This window comes from Aliivibrio friggae (assembly GCF_057368515.1).
Genome location: NZ_CM170648.1, coordinates 2,752,020 through 2,777,568 on the forward strand (window position 1 = coordinate 2,752,020; position 25,549 = coordinate 2,777,568).

General features: G+C 45.9%; 5 protein-coding genes, 8 tRNA genes and 11 rRNA genes. 3 read left to right on the forward strand and 21 right to left on the reverse strand.

The features are described 5' to 3' along the window. The first annotated feature begins 105 nt into the window (after positions 1-105). Entirely contained in the window at positions 106-1,029 is a 924-nt protein-coding gene (gene coaA, locus AC2INI_RS12740; protein ID WP_122033843.1) for a type I pantothenate kinase, read from the forward strand. On the opposite strand, the gene birA is transcribed toward coaA, so the two are convergent. Beyond that, positions 1,030-1,989 carry a bifunctional biotin--[acetyl-CoA-carboxylase] ligase/biotin operon repressor BirA gene (gene birA / locus AC2INI_RS12745; RefSeq protein ID WP_122033844.1) on the reverse strand — a complete coding sequence of 320 codons (960 nt, stop codon included), beginning with the start codon at positions 1,987-1,989 and terminating at the stop codon, positions 1,030-1,032. It abuts the gene before it with no gap. Continuing rightward, positions 1,990-3,024 carry a UDP-N-acetylmuramate dehydrogenase gene (gene murB / locus AC2INI_RS12750; RefSeq protein ID WP_486304970.1) on the reverse strand — a complete coding sequence of 345 codons (1,035 nt, stop codon included), beginning with the start codon at positions 3,022-3,024 and terminating at the stop codon, positions 1,990-1,992. It abuts the gene before it with no gap. A 70-nt stretch (positions 3,025-3,094) separates the two neighbouring features. Here murB and AC2INI_RS12755 point away from each other — a divergent pair, with 70 nt between their 5' ends. Both AC2INI_RS12755 and pssA read left to right on the forward strand, forming a co-directional pair. After that, positions 3,095-3,517, forward strand: coding sequence for a GNAT family N-acetyltransferase (locus AC2INI_RS12755; protein WP_122033846.1), 423 nt, complete (start codon positions 3,095-3,097; stop codon positions 3,515-3,517). A gap of 79 nt (positions 3,518-3,596) precedes the next feature. Continuing rightward, positions 3,597-4,949, forward strand: coding sequence for a CDP-diacylglycerol--serine O-phosphatidyltransferase (gene pssA, locus AC2INI_RS12760; RefSeq protein ID WP_486304971.1), 1,353 nt, complete (start codon positions 3,597-3,599; stop codon positions 4,947-4,949). Positions 4,950-5,219: 270 nt separating this feature from the next. Here the strand turns inward: pssA and AC2INI_RS12765 are convergent. The 19 genes from AC2INI_RS12765 to AC2INI_RS12855 all read right to left on the reverse strand — a co-directional run bounded on the left by AC2INI_RS12765 (position 5,220) and on the right by AC2INI_RS12855 (position 25,401). Then, positions 5,220-5,296, reverse strand: a tRNA-Asp gene (locus tag AC2INI_RS12765). Between the two features lie 67 nt (positions 5,297-5,363). After that, positions 5,364-5,479: ribosomal RNA gene (gene rrf, locus AC2INI_RS12770) — 5S ribosomal RNA — on the reverse strand. A gap of 124 nt (positions 5,480-5,603) precedes the next feature. Continuing rightward, positions 5,604-8,494, reverse strand: a 23S ribosomal RNA gene (locus tag AC2INI_RS12775). A 270-nt stretch (positions 8,495-8,764) separates the two neighbouring features. Then, positions 8,765-8,840 (reverse strand) — tRNA-Ala (locus tag AC2INI_RS12780). A gap of 39 nt (positions 8,841-8,879) precedes the next feature. Beyond that, positions 8,880-8,956: transfer RNA gene (locus AC2INI_RS12785), tRNA-Ile, on the reverse strand. Positions 8,957-9,026: 70 nt separating this feature from the next. Beyond that, positions 9,027-10,569: ribosomal RNA gene (locus AC2INI_RS12790) — 16S ribosomal RNA — on the reverse strand. Between the two features lie 400 nt (positions 10,570-10,969). Further along, a 5S ribosomal RNA gene (rrf, locus tag AC2INI_RS12795) occupies positions 10,970-11,085 on the reverse strand. Positions 11,086-11,208: 123 nt separating this feature from the next. Beyond that, positions 11,209-14,099, reverse strand: a 23S ribosomal RNA gene (locus tag AC2INI_RS12800). Positions 14,100-14,367: 268 nt separating this feature from the next. Continuing rightward, a tRNA-Val gene (locus tag AC2INI_RS12805) sits at positions 14,368-14,443 on the reverse strand. Positions 14,444-14,474: 31 nt separating this feature from the next. After that, positions 14,475-14,550: transfer RNA gene (locus tag AC2INI_RS12810), tRNA-Lys, on the reverse strand. Positions 14,551-14,552: 2 nt separating this feature from the next. Then, a tRNA-Glu gene (locus AC2INI_RS12815) sits at positions 14,553-14,628 on the reverse strand. A gap of 96 nt (positions 14,629-14,724) precedes the next feature. Beyond that, positions 14,725-16,267: ribosomal RNA gene (locus AC2INI_RS12820) — 16S ribosomal RNA — on the reverse strand. A gap of 400 nt (positions 16,268-16,667) precedes the next feature. Next, positions 16,668-16,783: ribosomal RNA gene (gene rrf, locus AC2INI_RS12825) — 5S ribosomal RNA — on the reverse strand. A 123-nt stretch (positions 16,784-16,906) separates the two neighbouring features. Beyond that, positions 16,907-19,797, reverse strand: a 23S ribosomal RNA gene (locus AC2INI_RS12830). 270 nt (positions 19,798-20,067) lie between these two features. Then, positions 20,068-20,143, reverse strand: a tRNA-Ala gene (locus tag AC2INI_RS12835). Between the two features lie 39 nt (positions 20,144-20,182). Then, a tRNA-Ile gene (locus tag AC2INI_RS12840) sits at positions 20,183-20,259 on the reverse strand. A 70-nt stretch (positions 20,260-20,329) separates the two neighbouring features. Further along, positions 20,330-21,872 (reverse strand): 16S ribosomal RNA (locus tag AC2INI_RS12845). Between the two features lie 399 nt (positions 21,873-22,271). Further along, positions 22,272-22,387: ribosomal RNA gene (rrf, locus tag AC2INI_RS12850) — 5S ribosomal RNA — on the reverse strand. A 123-nt stretch (positions 22,388-22,510) separates the two neighbouring features. Further along, positions 22,511-25,401, reverse strand: a 23S ribosomal RNA gene (locus AC2INI_RS12855). The 16S, 23S and 5S rRNA genes sit together here with 8 tRNA genes alongside, the layout of an rRNA operon. Between the last annotated feature and the right edge of the window lie 148 nt (positions 25,402-25,549).

The following is a 25,549-nucleotide window of genomic DNA, read 5'->3' on the forward strand; positions in this document are numbered from 1 at the left end:
AGCGAATTCTAATCAGTTCTATGACTGAAAAAGAGCAACTACTCTTTTTTCTTATACTTCCTTATTGTATTGTTTGCCCTTCATTAAATCCCTCTGGTAAACAATGTGAGCACTTACTTAACTTTTTCTCGTAAAGAATGGGCTGAATTACGCAATTCAACTCCTTTGACATTAAGCGAACAAGAATTAACTAGCCTGCGTGGGATAAATGAGAATATCAATATTATGGAAGTGGAAGAAATTTACTTACCATTAATTCGATTACTTCAACTTCACATAGAAAGCCATAAAGAAAAAAACATCATTTTAGAAAATTTCTTATTAAACAATACCATCAACTCACCATTCATTATCGGAATCGCTGGTAGTGTTGCTGTTGGGAAGAGTACAACCGCGAGAATCATTCAAACGTTATTACGTCAATTAATACCAAATTTAAGCACACAATTAGTGACCACTGACGGCTTTTTATATCCAAATCAGGTACTGATTGATAAGGGGATCATGCACAAGAAAGGGTTTCCTGAATCATATGATATGAAATCTCTCGTTTCATTTGTCGCTGACGTTAAAATGGGAAAACGTTCTGTTGAAGCTCCCATTTATTCGCATTTAACTTATGATATTACTGATGAGAAAAAAATTATTTCAAATCCCGACATTTTAATTATTGAAGGATTAAATGTTTTACAAAATAATTATGACTATCCAGGGCAGCAGCATAACCAATTCGTTTCTGATTTTTTAGACTTTTCTATTTATGTTGATGCTACCCAAGAACAGTTAAAACTTTGGTATACCGAGCGTTTTTTAAAACTAAGAACCAGTGCCTTTAGACAAAAAGGAGCTTATTTCTCGCACTATACTGAACTGTCTATTGATAAATCAAAAGAAAAAGCAGAGCATATTTGGGATACTATTAATGGTTTGAATTTAAGAGAAAATATACTACCAACAAAAATGCGTGCTAGTTTGATATTATCAAAAACTAAAAACCATTCAATCAATCAGGTCTCAATAAAAAAATAGTTACTCTTTCTTAATCGATATCTCACCACCAATGAAGGATAGTATCTCTCCATTAATTTCAACTAATATTGCGCCTTGTTCATCAATCCCTTTGCAAATACCCGTCACTCCATTACTGCCGGTTTGTAAAGTAATTGTTTTATCCATAAAATTATCCAACGTCTTCCATCTTTCAATAAATGGACGTAGCCCAGATATTTGAAACTCCTCCATAGTTTGATGCATTGACTTTAATAAAGTATTTGCAAGCTTATTTCGTTGGTTTTCTTTATTAAGGACCTCTTTCAAATCAGTCCATGGTTGATCTATCTCAGCATTAAAACGATCATCAAGATCTACGTTTATACCAACACCAATAACAACATGGGCGGCACCGCCTGACTGAGCCGATAACTCAATAAGTACTCCCGCTAATTTTTTCCCATTCCAGTAAATATCATTAGGCCATTTAAGTTTTAAATCTTGGCAGCCAAGTGATTCTAACGCATTAACAACAGCAATCCCGATAGCAAGGCTCAAACCCATTGCGCCGGCTAATCCGCTTTCAAGCTTCCAATATAAAGAAAAATAGATATTACTTCCGAATGGCGAAACCCAAGTACGACCGCGGCGCCCTCTTCCTGATGTCTGATATTCAGCAAAACAAGATTGTCCCGATTTCAACGTCTTCATTTCGTCGAGTAAATACTGGTTAGTAGAGTCAGTAACACCTAATAAAATAGGAATAGGCAATTTTTCATAGCCTACCTTATCAGGGGATAACAGTTCGAGGGGCTCAGATAACGAATAACCCTTACCTTTGATTTTATATATGACTAGTCCCCACTCTTGCAGAGCAGAAATATGCTTGCTGATTGCAGATCGTGAAACATTAAGACTCACACCTAGGTCTTCACCTGAATGAAAGCGTCCATCACTAAGTTGACGAAGTATCGCAAGTTTCTTTACGTGTTCTTTCACTTAAAATAACTCCGTTAAAGATGTTTCTTTTGAACCGGAATAGAATCTAACTTCATGCTCCAAGTCAATTTGATACAGATCGTATACTTTCGTTTTAATATGATTCGCTAAACTTAATATATCGCTTGAGGTCGCATTACCATTATTAACAAGAACAAGAGCCTGATCTTTATGAACCGATGCATCATTAATTTGAAATCCTTTTAATCCAGCATTATCGATAAGCCAACCTGCCGCAATCTTTTTATTCTCCCCAAACTCATACGCAGGAAGTTCCGGGTATTTCTCCTTCAAAAGACAATAATGATCATTTGAAATGATAGGATTTTTAAAAAAGCTTCCTGCATTACCTAATAATCTAGGATCCGGCAACTTATTAGACCTAATATCACAAACTTTCAAAAAAATATCTTTTGCTGTATTACTCGTAGCATTAAATTGAGAGAGTGGGCCATACGATAGAAGGGGCTGCCATATTTTAGACAAACGTAATGTTACAGCTGTGATTATGACCTGATCTTTAAGCTCTTGTTTGAAAATTGAATCTCGATAACCAAATCGACATTCAGAATGCTCAAGTTTTTTAATTGTTAGTGTATTAAGATCTAAATATTCGACAGATTCACAAATATCTTTTAACTCTAATCCATAAGCTCCAATATTTTGAATCGGTGATGAACCGACACAACCAGGAATCATTGCCAAGTTTTCGATGCCGTAGTAATCATGATCTACACACCATTCAACAAAGCTAGGCCAATCTTCACCACTTGCAACCGTAATTAAATAATCATTACCCTTTTCTTCAACTTCTTTTCCTAAAAGACGATTAAGAACAACAATCCCTTCAAATGGACCACAAAAGAGAGTATTACTCCCTCGACCTAAAGGAAGCTTTACTGATTTTGAATACTTTTCTGATGACCAAATATCAATTAAATCTTGAGTCGTTTCAGCTTCTATGATCAGTTCAGCATTTTCATCTATCGAAAAACTGTTATATGGCTTTAACATTTTTGTAGGTAAAATTTTCATATCGACTATATTTAAAAGACTAAATTAAGTACATTCTAACTTAATATTAAAAAACTATATAGAAAACCCCATGAATCTTACTGTGTCTTACCTAGAGAAATTACGACTCCCCCTTCTACATAAGCTATATAAAGATAACTACCCCTCAGGAAAACCAAAAGGGAAAGAAGACATAGTCATTCTAGAAGAGGATAAAAAAATAATCGGCTCAATCCGAATAAAAACTTATGACGACTGTCATTTCTTGACTGGAATGATGATAATAAATGAAAAAAGACAACAAAATTATGGCAGCATATTATTAAAAAACTTGCCTCAATTCTTAACTTTAGATGCAGCTTACTGCCTATGTGAACCTAGCCTAACTCCATTTTACATTAAAAATAAATTTAACTACGCTAACAGTTCTGAAGTTCCACATATTGTAAAAAACAAATATGAACGTTATACAAAAGATGGAAAACTCTTAGACATTTTAGTATATCAAGGCTGACTCTTTGATATTACTCTCGGCAATATCACTTTATTTTGCTAAAATGATTGATCTTATATTGATAATTTAATGACTTGTTATGAATACAAAACCTCTAGAAAGTAAAGAACAGCTATCTATGCTTCCAATGTTGTCTCAAAATCCTGAGAGTTTAAAGACTCTTCATACTGCAGAAGATTTTCGCTATGAGCTATTAAAGCAAATTGAGAATGCGAAACAACGGATCTATATTGTTGCGCTTTATTTAGAAAATGATGATGCTGGTCGCGAAATATTTACCGCATTATACGAAGCAAAACAGAAGCAGCCGACACTTGATATAAATGTCTTAGTTGATTGGCATAGAGCTCAACGTGGGCTTATTGGTGCTGAATCTAGCGATGGTAACGCGGCTCTTTATAGAGAGTTTTCAGAAAAATACAAACACTCAATTAATGTTTTAGGTGTTCCAGTCCGTAATAAAGAAGTGTTTGGGGTGCTACACCTTAAAGGTTTTATTTTTGATGATACTGTAGTGTATAGCGGAGCTAGCTTAAATGATGTCTATTTGGCTCATAAAGAGAAATACCGCTGCGATAGATACCATTTATTGAATAATCAATTTCTAGCAAACTCTATGGTGTCGTTAATTAAAAAAACATTAATAGCGAGCCCTGCTGTAAATTGTTTATCTCAACAAAATAGACCAAATACCAAATCATTAAAACCTGCGATCAAAGAACTTCGCAAACAACTAAGTGTAGTTAATTACCAATTTACTCCTCAAATGCGAAAGTCAGGAGAAATAGGTATAACCCCACTTATTGGTCTGGGTAGAAAAGGCAATAAGCTTAACAGTCATATTCTGCTTCTATTGGCTTCTGCTGTATCAGAAATAACAATTTGTACTCCATATTTTAATTTCCCTAAACCTATTGCTAAAGAACTTAAGAAAGCCTTACGCAGAGGTGTGAAGGTAACCGTTATTGTTGGTGATAAAACAGCTAATGACTTCTACATAGCTCCAGAAGAAGAGTTTAAAACCATTGCTGGTTTACCGTATTTATATGAGATCAACCTTCGAAATTTTGCTAAAGCGAATGAAACCTACATAGCAAATAGACAATTATCTCTTCGCCTTTGGAAGCATGAAAATAATAGTTTCCATTTAAAAGGTGTCTGGGTTGATAACGAATTCACGTTGATTACTGGTAGTAATTTAAATCCAAGAGCTTGGAAGTTAGATCTAGAAAATGGCTTGCTTCTTCAAGATCCTGAACAGCTATTACTAGGTGAGAAACAAGCCGAACTTGAAGTTATCTTAAAACATACTCAGCTTATAGCTACTTATAAGCAAGTTGATAAATTAGATAGTTATCCGCTAGAAGTTAAACGTTTGATAAAACGAATCAAACGAATCAAAGCTGATCATATTTTAAATCAAATCTTATAATTAATTTGATGCCTAGCGTGAGTTTGAAAGAACTCATGCTATTTACTGTCTTCGCCTCTTCACTGAATATCCACCTTATCTAACGCAATCGATACTAAAGGTTTGCTTAACGATAGAGATGGAAGAACAGCCCTCTATAACCGCTCACTAAGCTCTCCATAGACAGCCTAACCAACTGAGCTACCGCTTCGCTGTATCTATCCTGAGTCATTTTACTTTTAGACAGACGTAAAAAAGCCCTAATCTTTCGATTAGGGCTTTTTAAAATAGTGGCGGAGTGGACGGGACTCGAACCCGCGACCCCCGGCGTGACAGGCCGGTATTCTAACCAACTGAACTACCACTCCGCAGTGTCTATTCAGCATAATGCTATTTTTGATTTTACTTTTTATTAAAAAGTAAAAATAAATAGGAGCCTGGCGATGTCCTACTCTCACATGGGGAAACCCCACACTACCATCGGCGCTATTACGTTTCACTTCTGAGTTCGGCATGGGATCAGGTGGGTCCATAACGCTATGGTCGCCAAGCAAATTCTTTCTATCTATCTCAATAAGAGATAAATAATAATCTGGAAAGCTGTGTATGCGTTCTTAATCACATTCAATATCGTTCTTGCAATTTCAAATCCGTTCAAAACCCCTTGGGTGTTGTATGGTTAAGCCTCACGGGCAATTAGTACAGGTTAGCTCAATGCCTCGCAGCACTTACACACCCTGCCTATCAACGTCGTAGTCTTCAACAACCCTTTAGGATACTTAAAGTATCAGGGATGACTCATCTCAAGGCTCGCTTCACGCTTAGATGCTTTCAGCGTTTATCGATCCCGAACTTAGCTACCGGGCAATGCTACTGGCGTAACAACCCGAACACCAGAGGTTCGTCCACTCCGGTCCTCTCGTACTAGGAGCAGCCCCTTTCAATCATCCAACGCCCACGGCAGATAGGGACCGAACTGTCTCACGACGTTCTAAACCCAGCTCGCGTACCACTTTAAATGGCGAACAGCCATACCCTTGGGACCGACTTCAGCCCCAGGATGTGATGAGCCGACATCGAGGTGCCAAACACCGCCGTCGATATGAACTCTTGGGCGGTATCAGCCTGTTATCCCCGGAGTACCTTTTATCCGTTGAGCGATGGCCCTTCCATTCAGAACCACCGGATCACTATGACCTGCTTTCGCACCTGCTCGAATTGTCATTCTCGCAGTCAAGCGGGCTTATGCCATTGCACTAACCACACGATGTCCAACCGTGTTTAGCCCACCTTCGTGCTCCTCCGTTACTCTTTGGGAGGAGACCGCCCCAGTCAAACTACCCACCAGGCACTGTCCGCAATCCCGATAAGGGACCAACGTTAGAACATCAAGCATACAAGGGTGGTATTTCAAGATTGCCTCCACCAATACTAGCGTACTGGTTTCAAAGGCTCCCACCTATCCTACACATGTAGGGTCAATGTTCAGTGCCAAGCTGTAGTAAAGGTTCACGGGGTCTTTCCGTCTAGCCGCGGGTACACTGCATCTTCACAGCGATTTCAATTTCACTGAGTCTCGGGTGGAGACAGCGTGGCCATCATTACGCCATTCGTGCAGGTCGGAACTTACCCGACAAGGAATTTCGCTACCTTAGGACCGTTATAGTTACGGCCGCCGTTTACTTGGGCTTCGATCAAGAGCTTCGACCGAAGTCTAACCCCATCAATTAACCTTCAAGCACCGGGCAGGCGTCACACCGTATACGTCATCTTACGATTTAGCACAGTGCTATGTTTTTAATAAACAGTTGCAGCCACCTGGTATCTGCGACTCCCGGCAGCTTAGAGAGCAAGTCTCATCACCGCTAGGAGCGTACCTTCTCCCGAAGTTACGGTACCATTTTGCCTAGTTCCTTCACCCGAGTTCTCTCAAGCGCCTTAGTATTCTCTACTCGACCACCTGTGTCGGTTTGGGGTACGATTCCTTATAATCTGAAGCTTAGAGGCTTTTCCTGGAAGTATGGCATCAATAGCTTCACACCCGTAGGTGCTCGACATCGTGTCTCAGCCTAACAAGAGTCCGGATTTACCTAAACTCTTAGCCTACGCACTTGAACTTGGACGACCGTCGCCAAGCCTACCTAGCCTTCTCCGTCCCCCCATCGCAATTATAAGAAGTACGGGAATATTAACCCGTTTCCCATCGACTACGCTTTTCAGCCTCGCCTTAGGGGTCGACTTACCCTGCCCCGATTAACGTTGGACAGGAACCCTTGGTCTTCCGGCGAGGGGGTTTTTCACCCCCTTTATCGTTACTCATGTCAGCATTCGCACTTCTGATACCTCCAGCAGCCCTTACAGACCACCTTCAACGGCTTACAGAACGCTCCCCTACCCAGCACAATAAATTGCACTGCCGCAGCTTCGGTGTATAGCTTAGCCCCGTTACATCTTCCGCGCAGGCCGACTCGACCAGTGAGCTATTACGCTTTCTTTAAATGATGGCTGCTTCTAAGCCAACATCCTGGCTGTCTGAGCCTTCCCACATCGTTTCCCACTTAGCTATAACTTTGGGACCTTAGCTGGCGGTCTGGGTTGTTTCCCTCTCCACGACGGACGTTAGCACCCGCCGTGTGTCTCCCGGATAGTACTTACTGGTATTCGGAGTTTGCAAAGGGTTGGTAAGTCGGGATGACCCCCTAGCCTTAACAGTGCTCTACCCCCAGTAGTATTCGTCCGAGGCTCTACCTAAATAGATTTCGGGGAGAACCAGCTATCTCCAAGTTTGATTGGCCTTTCACCCCTAGCCACAAGTCATCCGCTAATTTTTCAACATTAGTCGGTTCGGTCCTCCAGTTGATGTTACTCAACCTTCAACCTGCCCATGGCTAGATCACTTGGTTTCGGGTCTATATCCAGAGACTGAACGCCCAGTTAAGACTCGGTTTCCCTACGGCTCCCCTAAACGGTTAACCTTGCCACTGAATATAAGTCGCTGACCCATTATACAAAAGGTACGCAGTCACATAACAAGTATGCTCCTACTGCTTGTACGTACACGGTTTCAGGTTCTATTTCACTCCCCTCACAGGGGTTCTTTTCGCCTTTCCCTCACGGTACTGGTTCACTATCGGTCAGTCAGTAGTATTTAGCCTTGGAGGATGGTCCCCCCATATTCAGACAGGATATCACGTGTCCCGCCTTACTCGTTTTCACTGATGATGAGATGTCGGTTACAGGGCTATCACCTTGTATCGCGGCACTTTCCAGAGCCTTCACCTGTCTCATTAAAAGCTTAAGGGCTAACCCAATTTCGCTCGCCGCTACTTTCGGGATCTCGGTTGATTTCTCTTCCTCGGGGTACTTAGATGTTTCAGTTCTCCCGGTTTGCTTCGCTGCGCTATGTATTCACGCAGCGATACTAGCTTATGCTAGTGGGTTTCCCCATTCAGAAATCGTAGACTCAAATGGTTTTTACTACCTAATCTACGCTTATCGCAAGTTAATACGTCTTTCATCGCCTCTGACTGCCAAGGCATCCACCGTGTACGCTTAGTCACTTAACCATACAACCCCAAGAGGTTTCGTATGGCATAAACAACCAAGGTTGAACTCGTCATTGCGAGTTCTGGTTTTTCGCCGGATTCAAAATACAAGAACACTTGAATGTGTTTTTAATTTGTTTATCTAAAAGATAAACAAAAGATATTAAGAACTTTTAAATTTTGATTTATCTAACTCGTAAGTCAGTTAAATCAGTCAGCTTTCCAAATTGTTAAAGAGCAATGTTTCTTTCGAAACCATTTTTAAAGACTCTCAAGGAGAATACTTAAAGATGGTGGAGCTATGCGGGATCGAACCGCAGACCTCCTGCGTGCAAGGCAGGCGCTCTCCCAGCTGAGCTATAGCCCCAAAATATAATGTCATCACCAATACTTACTGGAAAAGTATTGGTGGGTCTGAGTGGATTTGAACCACCGACCTCACCCTTATCAGGGGTGCGCTCTAACCAACTGAGCTACAGACCCAACATTATGTCTCTTTTATTTTTTAACCTAATCAATCTGTGTGAACACTCATAAATCGTAATCTATCGTTTAAGGAGGTGATCCAGCCCCAGGTTCCCCTAGGGCTACCTTGTTACGACTTCACCCCAGTCATGAACCACAAAGTGGTGAGCGTCCTCCCGAAGGTTAAACTACCCACTTCTTTTGCAGCCCACTCCCATGGTGTGACGGGCGGTGTGTACAAGGCCCGGGAACGTATTCACCGTGACATTCTGATTCACGATTACTAGCGATTCCGACTTCACGGAGTCGAGTTGCAGACTCCGATCCGGACTACGACGCACTTTTTGGGATTCGCTCACTATCGCTAGCTTGCAGCCCTCTGTATGCGCCATTGTAGCACGTGTGTAGCCCTACTCGTAAGGGCCATGATGACTTGACGTCGTCCCCACCTTCCTCCGGTTTATCACCGGCAGTCTCCCTGGAGTTCCCACCATTACGTGCTGGCAAACAAGGATAAGGGTTGCGCTCGTTGCGGGACTTAACCCAACATTTCACAACACGAGCTGACGACAGCCATGCAGCACCTGTCTTACAGTTCCCGAAGGCACTAAGCTATCTCTAGCGAATTCTGTAGATGTCAAGAGTAGGTAAGGTTCTTCGCGTTGCATCGAATTAAACCACATGCTCCACCGCTTGTGCGGGCCCCCGTCAATTCATTTGAGTTTTAATCTTGCGACCGTACTCCCCAGGCGGTCTACTTAACGCGTTAGCTCCGAAAGCCACGGCTCAAGGCCACAACCTCCAAGTAGACATCGTTTACGGCGTGGACTACCAGGGTATCTAATCCTGTTTGCTCCCCACGCTTTCGCATCTGAGTGTCAGTGTCTGTCCAGGGGGCCGCCTTCGCCACTGGTATTCCTTCAGATCTCTACGCATTTCACCGCTACACCTGAAATTCTACCCCCCTCTACAGCACTCTAGTTCACCAGTTTCAAATGCGGTTCCGAGGTTGAGCCCCGGGCTTTCACATCTGACTTAATGAACCACCTGCATGCGCTTTACGCCCAGTAATTCCGATTAACGCTCGCACCCTCCGTATTACCGCGGCTGCTGGCACGGAGTTAGCCGGTGCTTCTTCTGTCGCTAACGTCAAGATGTGCAGCTATTAACTACACACCCTTCCTCACGACTGAAAGTACTTTACAACCCGAAGGCCTTCTTCATACACGCGGCATGGCTGCATCAGGCTTTCGCCCATTGTGCAATATTCCCCACTGCTGCCTCCCGTAGGAGTCTGGACCGTGTCTCAGTTCCAGTGTGGCTGATCATCCTCTCAGACCAGCTAGAGATCGTTGCCTTGGTGAGCTCTTACCCCACCAACTAGCTAATCTCACCTGGGCTAATCTTGACGCGAGAGGTCCGAAGATCCCCCTCTTTGGTCCGAAGACATTATGCGGTATTAGCTATCGTTTCCAATAGTTATCCCCCACATCAAGGCATATTCCCAGGCATTACTCACCCGTCCGCCGCTCGTCAGCAAATTAGCAAGCTAATTTCTGTTACCGCTCGACTTGCATGTGTTAGGCCTGCCGCCAGCGTTCAATCTGAGCCATGATCAAACTCTTCAATTAAAGTTTTTTGGTTTGTTTCAGCAGAAACAAAACCGGCTCAATGATTAATACTGATTGTTACATAAAAGTAATTTTGTGTAGTCACTCAGTTCATTGATTATTTTTGTTTGAATTCACTTCGAAAAGTAAAAGCAAACTAGTGATTATCAACTAACAAGTGCCCACACAGATTGATTTGGTTAAATTGTTAAAGAGCTTGTCTTTCAACCACTTAGCGTTACCGCTTCGTCGCTTCAGGCTGCGTATAATACGCTTTCTGATTTGAAAGTCAAGATAATATTTTCAACTTTTTCATTTATTTATGAAAGACTTAAAAACGTTATGTTGACTTGGCTCACAGTGACAAACTGGGAGCGAAATAAAAGCCCGTTCTATTGAACGGGCACTTATTCAAATTCAAGCCTGGCGATGTCCTACTCTCACATGGGGAAACCCCACACTACCATCGGCGCTATTACGTTTCACTTCTGAGTTCGGCATGGGATCAGGTGGGTCCATAACGCTATGGTCGCCAAGCAAATTCTTTCTATCTACCTCAATAAGAGATAAATAATAATCTGGAAAGCTGGTATGTGTTCTTAATCACATTCAATACGTTTCTTGCAACTTCAAATCCGTTCAAAACCCCTTGGGTGTTGTATGGTTAAGCCTCACGGGCAATTAGTACAGGTTAGCTCAATGCCTCGCAGCACTTACACACCCTGCCTATCAACGTCGTAGTCTTCAACAACCCTTTAGGATACTTAAAGTATCAGGGATGACTCATCTCAAGGCTCGCTTCACGCTTAGATGCTTTCAGCGTTTATCGATCCCGAACTTAGCTACCGGGCAATGCTACTGGCGTAACAACCCGAACACCAGAGGTTCGTCCACTCCGGTCCTCTCGTACTAGGAGCAGCCCCTTTCAATCATCCAACGCCCACGGCAGATAGGGACCGAACTGTCTCACGACGTTCTAAACCCAGCTCGCGTACCACTTTAAATGGCGAACAGCCATACCCTTGGGACCGACTTCAGCCCCAGGATGTGATGAGCCGACATCGAGGTGCCAAACACCGCCGTCGATATGAACTCTTGGGCGGTATCAGCCTGTTATCCCCGGAGTACCTTTTATCCGTTGAGCGATGGCCCTTCCATTCAGAACCACCGGATCACTATGACCTGCTTTCGCACCTGCTCGAATTGTCATTCTCGCAGTCAAGCGGGCTTATGCCATTGCACTAACCACACGATGTCCAACCGTGTTTAGCCCACCTTCGTGCTCCTCCGTTACTCTTTGGGAGGAGACCGCCCCAGTCAAACTACCCACCAGGCACTGTCCGCAATCCCGATAAGGGACCAACGTTAGAACATCAAGCATACAAGGGTGGTATTTCAAGATTGCCTCCACCAATACTAGCGTACTGGCTTCAAAGGCTCCCACCTATCCTACACATGTAGGGTCAATGTTCAGTGCCAAGCTGTAGTAAAGGTTCACGGGGTCTTTCCGTCTAGCCGCGGGTACACTGCATCTTCACAGCGATTTCAATTTCACTGAGTCTCGGGTGGAGACAGCGTGGCCATCATTACGCCATTCGTGCAGGTCGGAACTTACCCGACAAGGAATTTCGCTACCTTAGGACCGTTATAGTTACGGCCGCCGTTTACTTGGGCTTCGATCAAGAGCTTCGACCGAAGTCTAACCCCATCAATTAACCTTCAAGCACCGGGCAGGCGTCACACCGTATACGTCATCTTACGATTTAGCACAGTGCTATGTTTTTAATAAACAGTTGCAGCCACCTGGTATCTGCGACTCCCGGCAGCTTAGAGAGCAAGTCTCATCACCGCTAGGAGCGTACCTTCTCCCGAAGTTACGGTACCATTTTGCCTAGTTCCTTCACCCGAGTTCTCTCAAGCGCCTTAGTATTCTCTACTCGACCACCTGTGTCGGTTTGGGGTACGATTCCTTATAATCTGAAGCTTAGAGGCTTTTCCTGGAAGTATGGCATCAATAGCTTCACACCCGTAGGTGCTCGACATCGTGTCTCAGCCTAACAAGAGTCCGGATTTACCTAAACTCTTAGCCTACGCACTTGAACTTGGACGACCGTCGCCAAGCCTACCTAGCCTTCTCCGTCCCCCCATCGCAATTATAAGAAGTACGGGAATATTAACCCGTTTCCCATCGACTACGCTTTTCAGCCTCGCCTTAGGGGTCGACTTACCCTGCCCCGATTAACGTTGGACAGGAACCCTTGGTCTTCCGGCGAGGGGGTTTTTCACCCCCTTTATCGTTACTCATGTCAGCATTCGCACTTCTGATACCTCCAGCAGCCCTTACAGACCACCTTCAACGGCTTACAGAACGCTCCCCTACCCAGCACAATAAATTGCACTGCCGCAGCTTCGGTGTATAGCTTAGCCCCGTTACATCTTCCGCGCAGGCCGACTCGACCAGTGAGCTATTACGCTTTCTTTAAATGATGGCTGCTTCTAAGCCAACATCCTGGCTGTCTGAGCCTTCCCACATCGTTTCCCACTTAGCTATAACTTTGGGACCTTAGCTGGCGGTCTGGGTTGTTTCCCTCTCCACGACGGACGTTAGCACCCGCCGTGTGTCTCCCGGATAGTACTTACTGGTATTCGGAGTTTGCAAAGGGTTGGTAAGTCGGGATGACCCCCTAGCCTTAACAGTGCTCTACCCCCAGTAGTATTCGTCCGAGGCTCTACCTAAATAGATTTCGGGGAGAACCAGCTATCTCCAAGTTTGATTGGCCTTTCACCCCTAGCCACAAGTCATCCGCTAATTTTTCAACATTAGTCGGTTCGGTCCTCCAGTTGATGTTACTCAACCTTCAACCTGCCCATGGCTAGATCACTTGGTTTCGGGTCTATATCCAGAGACTGAACGCCCAGTTAAGACTCGGTTTCCCTACGGCTCCCCTAAACGGTTAACCTTGCCACTGAATATAAGTCGCTGACCCATTATACAAAAGGTACGCAGTCACATAACAAGTATGCTCCTACTGCTTGTACGTACACGGTTTCAGGTTCTATTTCACTCCCCTCACAGGGGTTCTTTTCGCCTTTCCCTCACGGTACTGGTTCACTATCGGTCAGTCAGTAGTATTTAGCCTTGGAGGATGGTCCCCCCATATTCAGACAGGATATCACGTGTCCCGCCTTACTCGTTTTCACTGATGATGAGATGTCGGTTACAGGGCTATCACCTTGTATCGCGGCACTTTCCAGAGCCTTCACCTGTCTCATTAAAAGCTTAAGGGCTAACCCAATTTCGCTCGCCGCTACTTTCGGGATCTCGGTTGATTTCTCTTCCTCGGGGTACTTAGATGTTTCAGTTCTCCCGGTTTGCTTCGCTGCGCTATGTATTCACGCAGCGATACTAGCTTATGCTAGTGGGTTTCCCCATTCAGAAATCCCAGACTCAAAAGGTTTTTACTACCTAATCTGGGCTTATCGCAAGTTAATACGTCTTTCATCGCCTCTGACTGCCAAGGCATCCACCGTGTACGCTTAGTCACTTAACCATACAACCCCAAGAGGTTTCGTATGGCATAAACAACCAAGGTTGAACTCGTCATTGCGAGTTCTGGTTTTTCGCCGGATTCAAAATACAAGAACACTTGAATGTGTTTTTAATTTGCTTATCTAAGATAAACAAAAGATATTAAGAACTTTTAAATTTTGATTTATCTAACTCGTAAGTTAGTTAAATCAGTCAGCTTTCCAAATTGTTAAAGAGCAATGTTTCTTTCGAAACCATTTTTAAAGACTCTCAGGGAGAATACTTAAAGATGGTGGGCGATACCGGGCTCGAACCAGTGACCCCCTCCTTGTAAGGGAGGTGCTCTCCCAACTGAGCTAATCGCCCACGAAAGTTTTAATTCCTTCGTGAGAAAGAATGGTGGGTCGTGCAGGATTCGAACCTGCGACCAATTGATTAAAAGTCAACTGCTCTACCAACTGAGCTAACGACCCAATGGTATCCCGTAGGGGAGTCGAACCCCTGTTACCGCCGTGAAAGGGCGGTGTCCTAGGCCTCTAGACGAACGGGACACTGGATATTTGAAGGTGTTGGGCACCTTCTATTGCTTCTTTACGTTTTTAACCTAATCAATCTGTGTGAACACTCATAAATCATAATCTATCGTTTAAGGAGGTGATCCAGCCCCAGGTTCCCCTAGGGCTACCTTGTTACGACTTCACCCCAGTCATGAACCACAAAGTGGTGAGCGTCCTCCCGAAGGTTAAACTACCCACTTCTTTTGCAGCCCACTCCCATGGTGTGACGGGCGGTGTGTACAAGGCCCGGGAACGTATTCACCGTGACATTCTGATTCACGATTACTAGCGATTCCGACTTCACGGAGTCGAGTTGCAGACTCCGATCCGGACTACGACGCACTTTTTGGGATTCGCTCACTATCGCTAGCTTGCAGCCCTCTGTATGCGCCATTGTAGCACGTGTGTAGCCCTACTCGTAAGGGCCATGATGACTTGACGTCGTCCCCACCTTCCTCCGGTTTATCACCGGCAGTCTCCCTGGAGTTCCCACCATTACGTGCTGGCAAACAAGGATAAGGGTTGCGCTCGTTGCGGGACTTAACCCAACATTTCACAACACGAGCTGACGACAGCCATGCAGCACCTGTCTTACAGTTCCCGAAGGCACTAAGCTATCTCTAGCGAATTCTGTAGATGTCAAGAGTAGGTAAGGTTCTTCGCGTTGCATCGAATTAAACCACATGCTCCACCGCTTGTGCGGGCCCCCGTCAATTCATTTGAGTTTTAATCTTGCGACCGTACTCCCCAGGCGGTCTACTTAACGCGTTAGCTCCGAAAGCCACGGCTCAAGGCCACAACCTCCAAGTAGACATCGTTTACGGCGTGGACTACCAGGGTATCTAATCCTGTTTGCTCCCCACGCTTTCGCATCTGAGTGTCAGTGTCTGTCCAGGGGGCCGCCTTCGCCACTGGTATTCCTTCAGATCTCTACGCATTTCACCGCTACACCTGAAATTCTACCCCCCTCTACAGCACTCTAGTTCACCAGTTTCAAATGCGGTTCCGAGGTTGAGCCCCGGGCTTTCACATCTGACTTAATGAACCACCTGCATGCGCTTTACGCCCAGTAATTCCGATTAACGCTCGCACCCTCCGTATTACCGCGGCTGCTGGCACGGAGTTAGCCGGTGCTTCTTCTGTCGCTAACGTCAAGATATGCAGCTATTAACTACACACCCTTCCTCACGACTGAAAGTACTTTACAACCCGAAGGCCTTCTTCATACACGCGGCATGGCTGCATCAGGCTTTCGCCCATTGTGCAATATTCCCCACTGCTGCCTCCCGTAGGAGTCTGGACCGTGTCTCAGTTCCAGTGTGGCTGATCATCCTCTCAGACCAGCTAGAGATCGTTGCCTTGGTGAGCTCTTACCCCACCAACTAGCTAATCTCACCTGGGCTAATCTTGACGCGAGAGGTCCGAAGATCCCCCTCTTTGGTCCGAAGACATTATGCGGTATTAGCTATCGTTTCCAATAGTTATCCCCCACATCAAGGCATATTCCCAGGCATTACTCACCCGTCCGCCGCTCGTCAGCAAATTAGCAAGCTAATTTCTGTTACCGCTCGACTTGCATGTGTTAGGCCTGCCGCCAGCGTTCAATCTGAGCCATGATCAAACTCTTCAATTAAAGTTTTTTGGTTTGTTTCAGCAGAAACAAAACCGGCTCAATGATTAATACTGATTGTTACATAAAAGTAATTTTGTGTAGTCACTCAGTTCATTGATTATTTTTGTTTGAATTCACTTCGAAAAGTAAAAGCAAACTAGTGATTATCAACTCACAAGTGCCCACACAGATTGATTTGGTTAAATTGTTAAAGAGCTTGTCTTTCAACCACTTAGCGTTACCGCTTCGTCGCTTCAGGCTGCGTATAATACGCTTTCTGATTTGAAAGTCAAGATAATATTTTCAACTTTTTCATTTATTTATGAAAGACTTAAAAACGTTATGTTGACTTGGCTCACAGTGACAAACTGGGAGCGAAATAAAAGCCCGTTCTATTGAACGGGCACTTATTCAAATTCAAGCCTGGCGATGTCCTACTCTCACATGGGGAAACCCCACACTACCATCGGCGCTATTACGTTTCACTTCTGAGTTCGGCATGGGATCAGGTGGGTCCATAACGCTATGGTCGCCAAGCAAATTCTTTCTATCTACCTCAATAAGAGATAAATAATAATCTGGAAAGCTGGTATGTGTTCTTAATCACATTCAATACGTTTCTTGCAACTTCAAATCCGTTCAAAACCCCTTGGGTGTTGTATGGTTAAGCCTCACGGGCAATTAGTACAGGTTAGCTCAATGCCTCGCAGCACTTACACACCCTGCCTATCAACGTCGTAGTCTTCAACAACCCTTTAGGATACTTAAAGTATCAGGGATGACTCATCTCAAGGCTCGCTTCACGCTTAGATGCTTTCAGCGTTTATCGATCCCGAACTTAGCTACCGGGCAATGCTACTGGCGTAACAACCCGAACACCAGAGGTTCGTCCACTCCGGTCCTCTCGTACTAGGAGCAGCCCCTTTCAATCATCCAACGCCCACGGCAGATAGGGACCGAACTGTCTCACGACGTTCTAAACCCAGCTCGCGTACCACTTTAAATGGCGAACAGCCATACCCTTGGGACCGACTTCAGCCCCAGGATGTGATGAGCCGACATCGAGGTGCCAAACACCGCCGTCGATATGAACTCTTGGGCGGTATCAGCCTGTTATCCCCGGAGTACCTTTTATCCGTTGAGCGATGGCCCTTCCATTCAGAACCACCGGATCACTATGACCTGCTTTCGCACCTGCTCGAATTGTCATTCTCGCAGTCAAGCGGGCTTATGCCATTGCACTAACCACACGATGTCCAACCGTGTTTAGCCCACCTTCGTGCTCCTCCGTTACTCTTTGGGAGGAGACCGCCCCAGTCAAACTACCCACCAGGCACTGTCCGCAATCCCGATAAGGGACCAACGTTAGAACATCAAGCATACAAGGGTGGTATTTCAAGATTGCCTCCACCAATACTAGCGTACTGGTTTCAAAGGCTCCCACCTATCCTACACATGTAGGGTCAATGTTCAGTGCCAAGCTGTAGTAAAGGTTCACGGGGTCTTTCCGTCTAGCCGCGGGTACACTGCATCTTCACAGCGATTTCAATTTCACTGAGTCTCGGGTGGAGACAGCGTGGCCATCATTACGCCATTCGTGCAGGTCGGAACTTACCCGACAAGGAATTTCGCTACCTTAGGACCGTTATAGTTACGGCCGCCGTTTACTTGGGCTTCGATCAAGAGCTTCGACCGAAGTCTAACCCCATCAATTAACCTTCAAGCACCGGGCAGGCGTCACACCGTATACGTCATCTTACGATTTAGCACAGTGCTATGTTTTTAATAAACAGTTGCAGCCACCTGGTATCTGCGACTCCCGGCAGCTTAGAGAGCAAGTCTCATCACCGCTAGGAGCGTACCTTCTCCCGAAGTTACGGTACCATTTTGCCTAGTTCCTTCACCCGAGTTCTCTCAAGCGCCTTAGTATTCTCTACTCGACCACCTGTGTCGGTTTGGGGTACGATTCCTTATAATCTGAAGCTTAGAGGCTTTTCCTGGAAGTATGGCATCAATAGCTTCACACCCGTAGGTGCTCGACATCGTGTCTCAGCCTAACAAGAGTCCGGATTTACCTAAACTCTTAGCCTACGCACTTGAACTTGGACGACCGTCGCCAAGCCTACCTAGCCTTCTCCGTCCCCCCATCGCAATTATAAGAAGTACGGGAATATTAACCCGTTTCCCATCGACTACGCTTTTCAGCCTCGCCTTAGGGGTCGACTTACCCTGCCCCGATTAACGTTGGACAGGAACCCTTGGTCTTCCGGCGAGGGGGTTTTTCACCCCCTTTATCGTTACTCATGTCAGCATTCGCACTTCTGATACCTCCAGCAGCCCTTACAGACCACCTTCAACGGCTTACAGAACGCTCCCCTACCCAGCACAATAAATTGCACTGCCGCAGCTTCGGTGTATAGCTTAGCCCCGTTACATCTTCCGCGCAGGCCGACTCGACCAGTGAGCTATTACGCTTTCTTTAAATGATGGCTGCTTCTAAGCCAACATCCTGGCTGTCTGAGCCTTCCCACATCGTTTCCCACTTAGCTATAACTTTGGGACCTTAGCTGGCGGTCTGGGTTGTTTCCCTCTCCACGACGGACGTTAGCACCCGCCGTGTGTCTCCCGGATAGTACTTACTGGTATTCGGAGTTTGCAAAGGGTTGGTAAGTCGGGATGACCCCCTAGCCTTAACAGTGCTCTACCCCCAGTAGTATTCGTCCGAGGCTCTACCTAAATAGATTTCGGGGAGAACCAGCTATCTCCAAGTTTGATTGGCCTTTCACCCCTAGCCACAAGTCATCCGCTAATTTTTCAACATTAGTCGGTTCGGTCCTCCAGTTGATGTTACTCAACCTTCAACCTGCCCATGGCTAGATCACTTGGTTTCGGGTCTATATCCAGAGACTGAACGCCCAGTTAAGACTCGGTTTCCCTACGGCTCCCCTAAACGGTTAACCTTGCCACTGAATATAAGTCGCTGACCCATTATACAAAAGGTACGCAGTCACATAACAAGTATGCTCCTACTGCTTGTACGTACACGGTTTCAGGTTCTATTTCACTCCCCTCACAGGGGTTCTTTTCGCCTTTCCCTCACGGTACTGGTTCACTATCGGTCAGTCAGTAGTATTTAGCCTTGGAGGATGGTCCCCCCATATTCAGACAGGATATCACGTGTCCCGCCTTACTCGTTTTCACTGATGATGAGATGTCGGTTACAGGGCTATCACCTTGTATCGCGGCACTTTCCAGAGCCTTCACCTGTCTCATTAAAAGCTTAAGGGCTAACCCAATTTCGCTCGCCGCTACTTTCGGGATCTCGGTTGATTTCTCTTCCTCGGGGTACTTAGATGTTTCAGTTCTCCCGGTTTGCCTCGCTGCGCTATGTATTCACGCAGCGATACTAGCTTATGCTAGTGGGTTTCCCCATTCAGAAATCGTAGACTCAAATGGTTTTTACTACCTAATCTACGCTTATCGCAAGTTAATACGTCTTTCATCGCCTCTGACTGCCAAGGCATCCACCGTGTACGCTTAGTCACTTAACCATACAACCCCAAGAGGTTTCGTATGGCATAAACAACCAAGGTTGAACTCGTCATTGCGAGTTCTGGTTTTTCGCCGGATTCAAAATACAAGAACACTTGAATGTGTTTTTAATTTGTTTATCTAAAAGATAAACAAAAGATATTAAGAACTTTTAAATTTTGATTTATCTAACTCGTAAGTCAGTTAAATCAGTCAGCTTTCCAAATTGTTAAAGAGCAATGTTTCTTTCGAAACCATTTTTAAAGACTCTCAAGGAGAATACTTAAAGATGGTGGAGCTATGCGGGATCGAACCGCAGACCTCCTGCGTGCAAGGCAGGCGCTCTCCCAGCTGAGCTATAGCCCCAAAATATAATGTCATCACCAATACTTACTGGAAAAGTATTGGTGGGTCTGAGTGGATTTGAACCACCGACCTCACCCTTATCAGGGGTGCGCTCTAACCAACTGAGCTACAGACCCAACATTATGTCTCTTTTATTTTTTAACCTAATCAATCTGTGTGAACACTCATAAATCGTAATCTATCGTTTAAGGAGGTGATCCAGCCCCAGGTTCCCCTAGGGCTACCTTGTTACGACTTCACCCCAGTCATGAACCACAAAGTGGTGAGCGTCCTCCCGAAGGTTAAACTACCCACTTCTTTTGCAGCCCACTCCCATGGTGTGACGGGCGGTGTGTACAAGGCCCGGGAACGTATTCACCGTGACATTCTGATTCACGATTACTAGCGATTCCGACTTCACGGAGTCGAGTTGCAGACTCCGATCCGGACTACGACGCACTTTTTGGGATTCGCTCACTATCGCTAGCTTGCAGCCCTCTGTATGCGCCATTGTAGCACGTGTGTAGCCCTACTCGTAAGGGCCATGATGACTTGACGTCGTCCCCACCTTCCTCCGGTTTATCACCGGCAGTCTCCCTGGAGTTCCCACCATTACGTGCTGGCAAACAAGGATAAGGGTTGCGCTCGTTGCGGGACTTAACCCAACATTTCACAACACGAGCTGACGACAGCCATGCAGCACCTGTCTTACAGTTCCCGAAGGCACTAAGCTATCTCTAGCGAATTCTGTAGATGTCAAGAGTAGGTAAGGTTCTTCGCGTTGCATCGAATTAAACCACATGCTCCACCGCTTGTGCGGGCCCCCGTCAATTCATTTGAGTTTTAATCTTGCGACCGTACTCCCCAGGCGGTCTACTTAACGCGTTAGCTCCGAAAGCCACGGCTCAAGGCCACAACCTCCAAGTAGACATCGTTTACGGCGTGGACTACCAGGGTATCTAATCCTGTTTGCTCCCCACGCTTTCGCATCTGAGTGTCAGTGTCTGTCCAGGGGGCCGCCTTCGCCACTGGTATTCCTTCAGATCTCTACGCATTTCACCGCTACACCTGAAATTCTACCCCCCTCTACAGCACTCTAGTTCACCAGTTTCAAATGCGGTTCCGAGGTTGAGCCCCGGGCTTTCACATCTGACTTAATGAACCACCTGCATGCGCTTTACGCCCAGTAATTCCGATTAACGCTTGCACCCTCCGTATTACCGCGGCTGCTGGCACGGAGTTAGCCGGTGCTTCTTCTGTCGCTAACGTCAAGATATGCAGCTATTAACTACACACCCTTCCTCACGACTGAAAGTACTTTACAACCCGAAGGCCTTCTTCATACACGCGGCATGGCTGCATCAGGCTTTCGCCCATTGTGCAATATTCCCCACTGCTGCCTCCCGTAGGAGTCTGGACCGTGTCTCAGTTCCAGTGTGGCTGATCATCCTCTCAGACCAGCTAGAGATCGTCGCCTTGGTGAGCTCTTACCCCACCAACTAGCTAATCTCACCTGGGCTAATCTTGACGCGAGAGGTCCGAAGATCCCCCTCTTTGGTCCGAAGACATTATGCGGTATTAGCTATCGTTTCCAATAGTTATCCCCCACATCAAGGCATATTCCCAGGCATTACTCACCCGTCCGCCGCTCGTCAGCAAATTAGCAAGCTAATTTCTGTTACCGCTCGACTTGCATGTGTTAGGCCTGCCGCCAGCGTTCAATCTGAGCCATGATCAAACTCTTCAATTAAAGTTTTTTGGTTTGTTTCAGCAGAAACAAAACCGGCTCAATGATTAATACTGATTGTTACATAAAAGTAATTTTGTGTAGTCACTCAGTTCATTGATTATTTTGTTTGAATTCACTTCGAAAAGTAAAAGCAAACTAGTGATTATCAACTCACAAGTGCCCACACAGATTGATTTGGTTAAATTGTTAAAGAGCTTGTCTTTCAACCACTTAGCGTTACCGCTTCGTCGCTTCAGGCTGCGTATAATACGCTTTCTGATTTGAAAGTCAAGATAATATTTTCAACTTTTTCATTTATTTATGAAAGACTTAAAAACGTTATGTTGACTTGGCTCACAGTGACAAACTGGGAGCGAAATAAAAGCCCGTTCTATTGAACGGGCACTTATTCAAATTCAAGCCTGGCGATGTCCTACTCTCACATGGGGAAACCCCACACTACCATCGGCGCTATTACGTTTCACTTCTGAGTTCGGCATGGGATCAGGTGGGTCCATAACGCTATGGTCGCCAAGCAAATTCTTTCTATCTACCTCAATAAGAGATAAATAATAATCTGGAAAGCTGGTATGTGTTCTTAATCACATTCAATACGTTTCTTGCAACTTCAAATCCGTTCAAAACCCCTTGGGTGTTGTATGGTTAAGCCTCACGGGCAATTAGTACAGGTTAGCTCAATGCCTCGCAGCACTTACACACCCTGCCTATCAACGTCGTAGTCTTCAACAACCCTTTAGGATACTTAAAGTATCAGGGATGACTCATCTCAAGGCTCGCTTCACGCTTAGATGCTTTCAGCGTTTATCGATCCCGAACTTAGCTACCGGGCAATGCTACTGGCGTAACAACCCGAACACCAGAGGTTCGTCCACTCCGGTCCTCTCGTACTAGGAGCAGCCCCTTTCAATCATCCAACGCCCACGGCAGATAGGGACCGAACTGTCTCACGACGTTCTAAACCCAGCTCGCGTACCACTTTAAATGGCGAACAGCCATACCCTTGGGACCGACTTCAGCCCCAGGATGTGATGAGCCGACATCGAGGTGCCAAACACCGCCGTCGATATGAACTCTTGGGCGGTATCAGCCTGTTATCCCCGGAGTACCTTTTATCCGTTGAGCGATGGCCCTTCCATTCAGAACCACCGGATCACTATGACCTGCTTTCGCACCTGCTCGAATTGTCATTCTCGCAGTCAAGCGGGCTTATGCCATTGCACTAACCACACGATGTCCAACCGTGTTTAGCCCACCTTCGTGCTCCTCCGTTACTCTTTGGGAGGAGACCGCCCCAGTCAAACTACCCACCAGGCACTGTCCGCAATCCCGATAAGGGACCAACGTTAGAACATCAAGCATACAAGGGTGGTATTTCAAGATTGCCTCCACCAATACTAGCGTACTGGTTTCAAAGGCTCCCACCTATCCTACACATGTAGGGTCAATGTTCAGTGCCAAGCTGTAGTAAAGGTTCACGGGGTCTTTCCGTCTAGCCGCGGGTACACTGCATCTTCACAGCGATTTCAATTTCACTGAGTCTCGGGTGGAGACAGCGTGGCCATCATTACGCCATTCGTGCAGGTCGGAACTTACCCGACAAGGAATTTCGCTACCTTAGGACCGTTATAGTTACGGCCGCCGTTTACTTGGGCTTCGATCAAGAGCTTCGACCGAAGTCTAACCCCATCAATTAACCTTCAAGCACCGGGCAGGCGTCACACCGTATACGTCATCTTACGATTTAGCACAGTGCTATGTTTTTAATAAACAGTTGCAGCCACCTGGTATCTGCGACTCCCGGCAGCTTAGAGAGCAAGTCTCATCACCGCTAGGAGCGTACCTTCTCCCGAAGTTACGGTACCATTTTGCCTAGTTCCTTCACCCGAGTTCTCTCAAGCGCCTTAGTATTCTCTACTCGACCACCTGTGTCGGTTTGGGGTACGATTCCTTATAATCTGAAGCTTAGAGGCTTTTCCTGGAAGTATGGCATCAATAGCTTCACACCCGTAGGTGCTCGACATCGTGTCTCAGCCTAACAAGAGTCCGGATTTACCTAAACTCTTAGCCTACGCACTTGAACTTGGACGACCGTCGCCAAGCCTACCTAGCCTTCTCCGTCCCCCCATCGCAATTATAAGAAGTACGGGAATATTAACCCGTTTCCCATCGACTACGCTTTTCAGCCTCGCCTTAGGGGTCGACTTACCCTGCCCCGATTAACGTTGGACAGGAACCCTTGGTCTTCCGGCGAGGGGGTTTTTCACCCCCTTTATCGTTACTCATGTCAGCATTCGCACTTCTGATACCTCCAGCAGCCCTTACAGACCACCTTCAACGGCTTACAGAACGCTCCCCTACCCAGCACAATAAATTGCACTGCCGCAGCTTCGGTGTATAGCTTAGCCCCGTTACATCTTCCGCGCAGGCCGACTCGACCAGTGAGCTATTACGCTTTCTTTAAATGATGGCTGCTTCTAAGCCAACATCCTGGCTGTCTGAGCCTTCCCACATCGTTTCCCACTTAGCTATAACTTTGGGACCTTAGCTGGCGGTCTGGGTTGTTTCCCTCTCCACGACGGACGTTAGCACCCGCCGTGTGTCTCCCGGATAGTACTTACTGGTATTCGGAGTTTGCAAAGGGTTGGTAAGTCGGGATGACCCCCTAGCCTTAACAGTGCTCTACCCCCAGTAGTATTCGTCCGAGGCTCTACCTAAATAGATTTCGGGGAGAACCAGCTATCTCCAAGTTTGATTGGCCTTTCACCCCTAGCCACAAGTCATCCGCTAATTTTTCAACATTAGTCGGTTCGGTCCTCCAGTTGATGTTACTCAACCTTCAACCTGCCCATGGCTAGATCACTTGGTTTCGGGTCTATATCCAGAGACTGAACGCCCAGTTAAGACTCGGTTTCCCTACGGCTCCCCTAAACGGTTAACCTTGCCACTGAATATAAGTCGCTGACCCATTATACAAAAGGTACGCAGTCACATAACAAGTATGCTCCTACTGCTTGTACGTACACGGTTTCAGGTTCTATTTCACTCCCCTCACAGGGGTTCTTTTCGCCTTTCCCTCACGGTACTGGTTCACTATCGGTCAGTCAGTAGTATTTAGCCTTGGAGGATGGTCCCCCCATATTCAGACAGGATATCACGTGTCCCGCCTTACTCGTTTTCACTGATGATGAGATGTCGGTTACAGGGCTATCACCTTGTATCGCGGCACTTTCCAGAGCCTTCACCTGTCTCATTAAAAGCTTAAGGGCTAACCCAATTTCGCTCGCCGCTACTTTCGGGATCTCGGTTGATTTCTCTTCCTCGGGGTACTTAGATGTTTCAGTTCTCCCGGTTTGCCTCGCTGCGCTATGTATTCACGCAGCGATACTAGCTTATGCTAGTGGGTTTCCCCATTCAGAAATCGTAGACTCAAATGGTTTTTACTACCTAATCTACGCTTATCGCAAGTTAATACGTCTTTCATCGCCTCTGACTGCCAAGGCATCCACCGTGTACGCTTAGTCACTTAACCATACAACCCCAAGAGGTTTCGTATGGCATAAACAACCAAGGTTGAACTCGTCATTGCGAGTTCTGGTTTTTCGCCGGATTCAAAATACAAGAACACTTGAATGTGTTTTTAATTTGTTTATCTGAGATAAACAAAAGATATTAAGAAC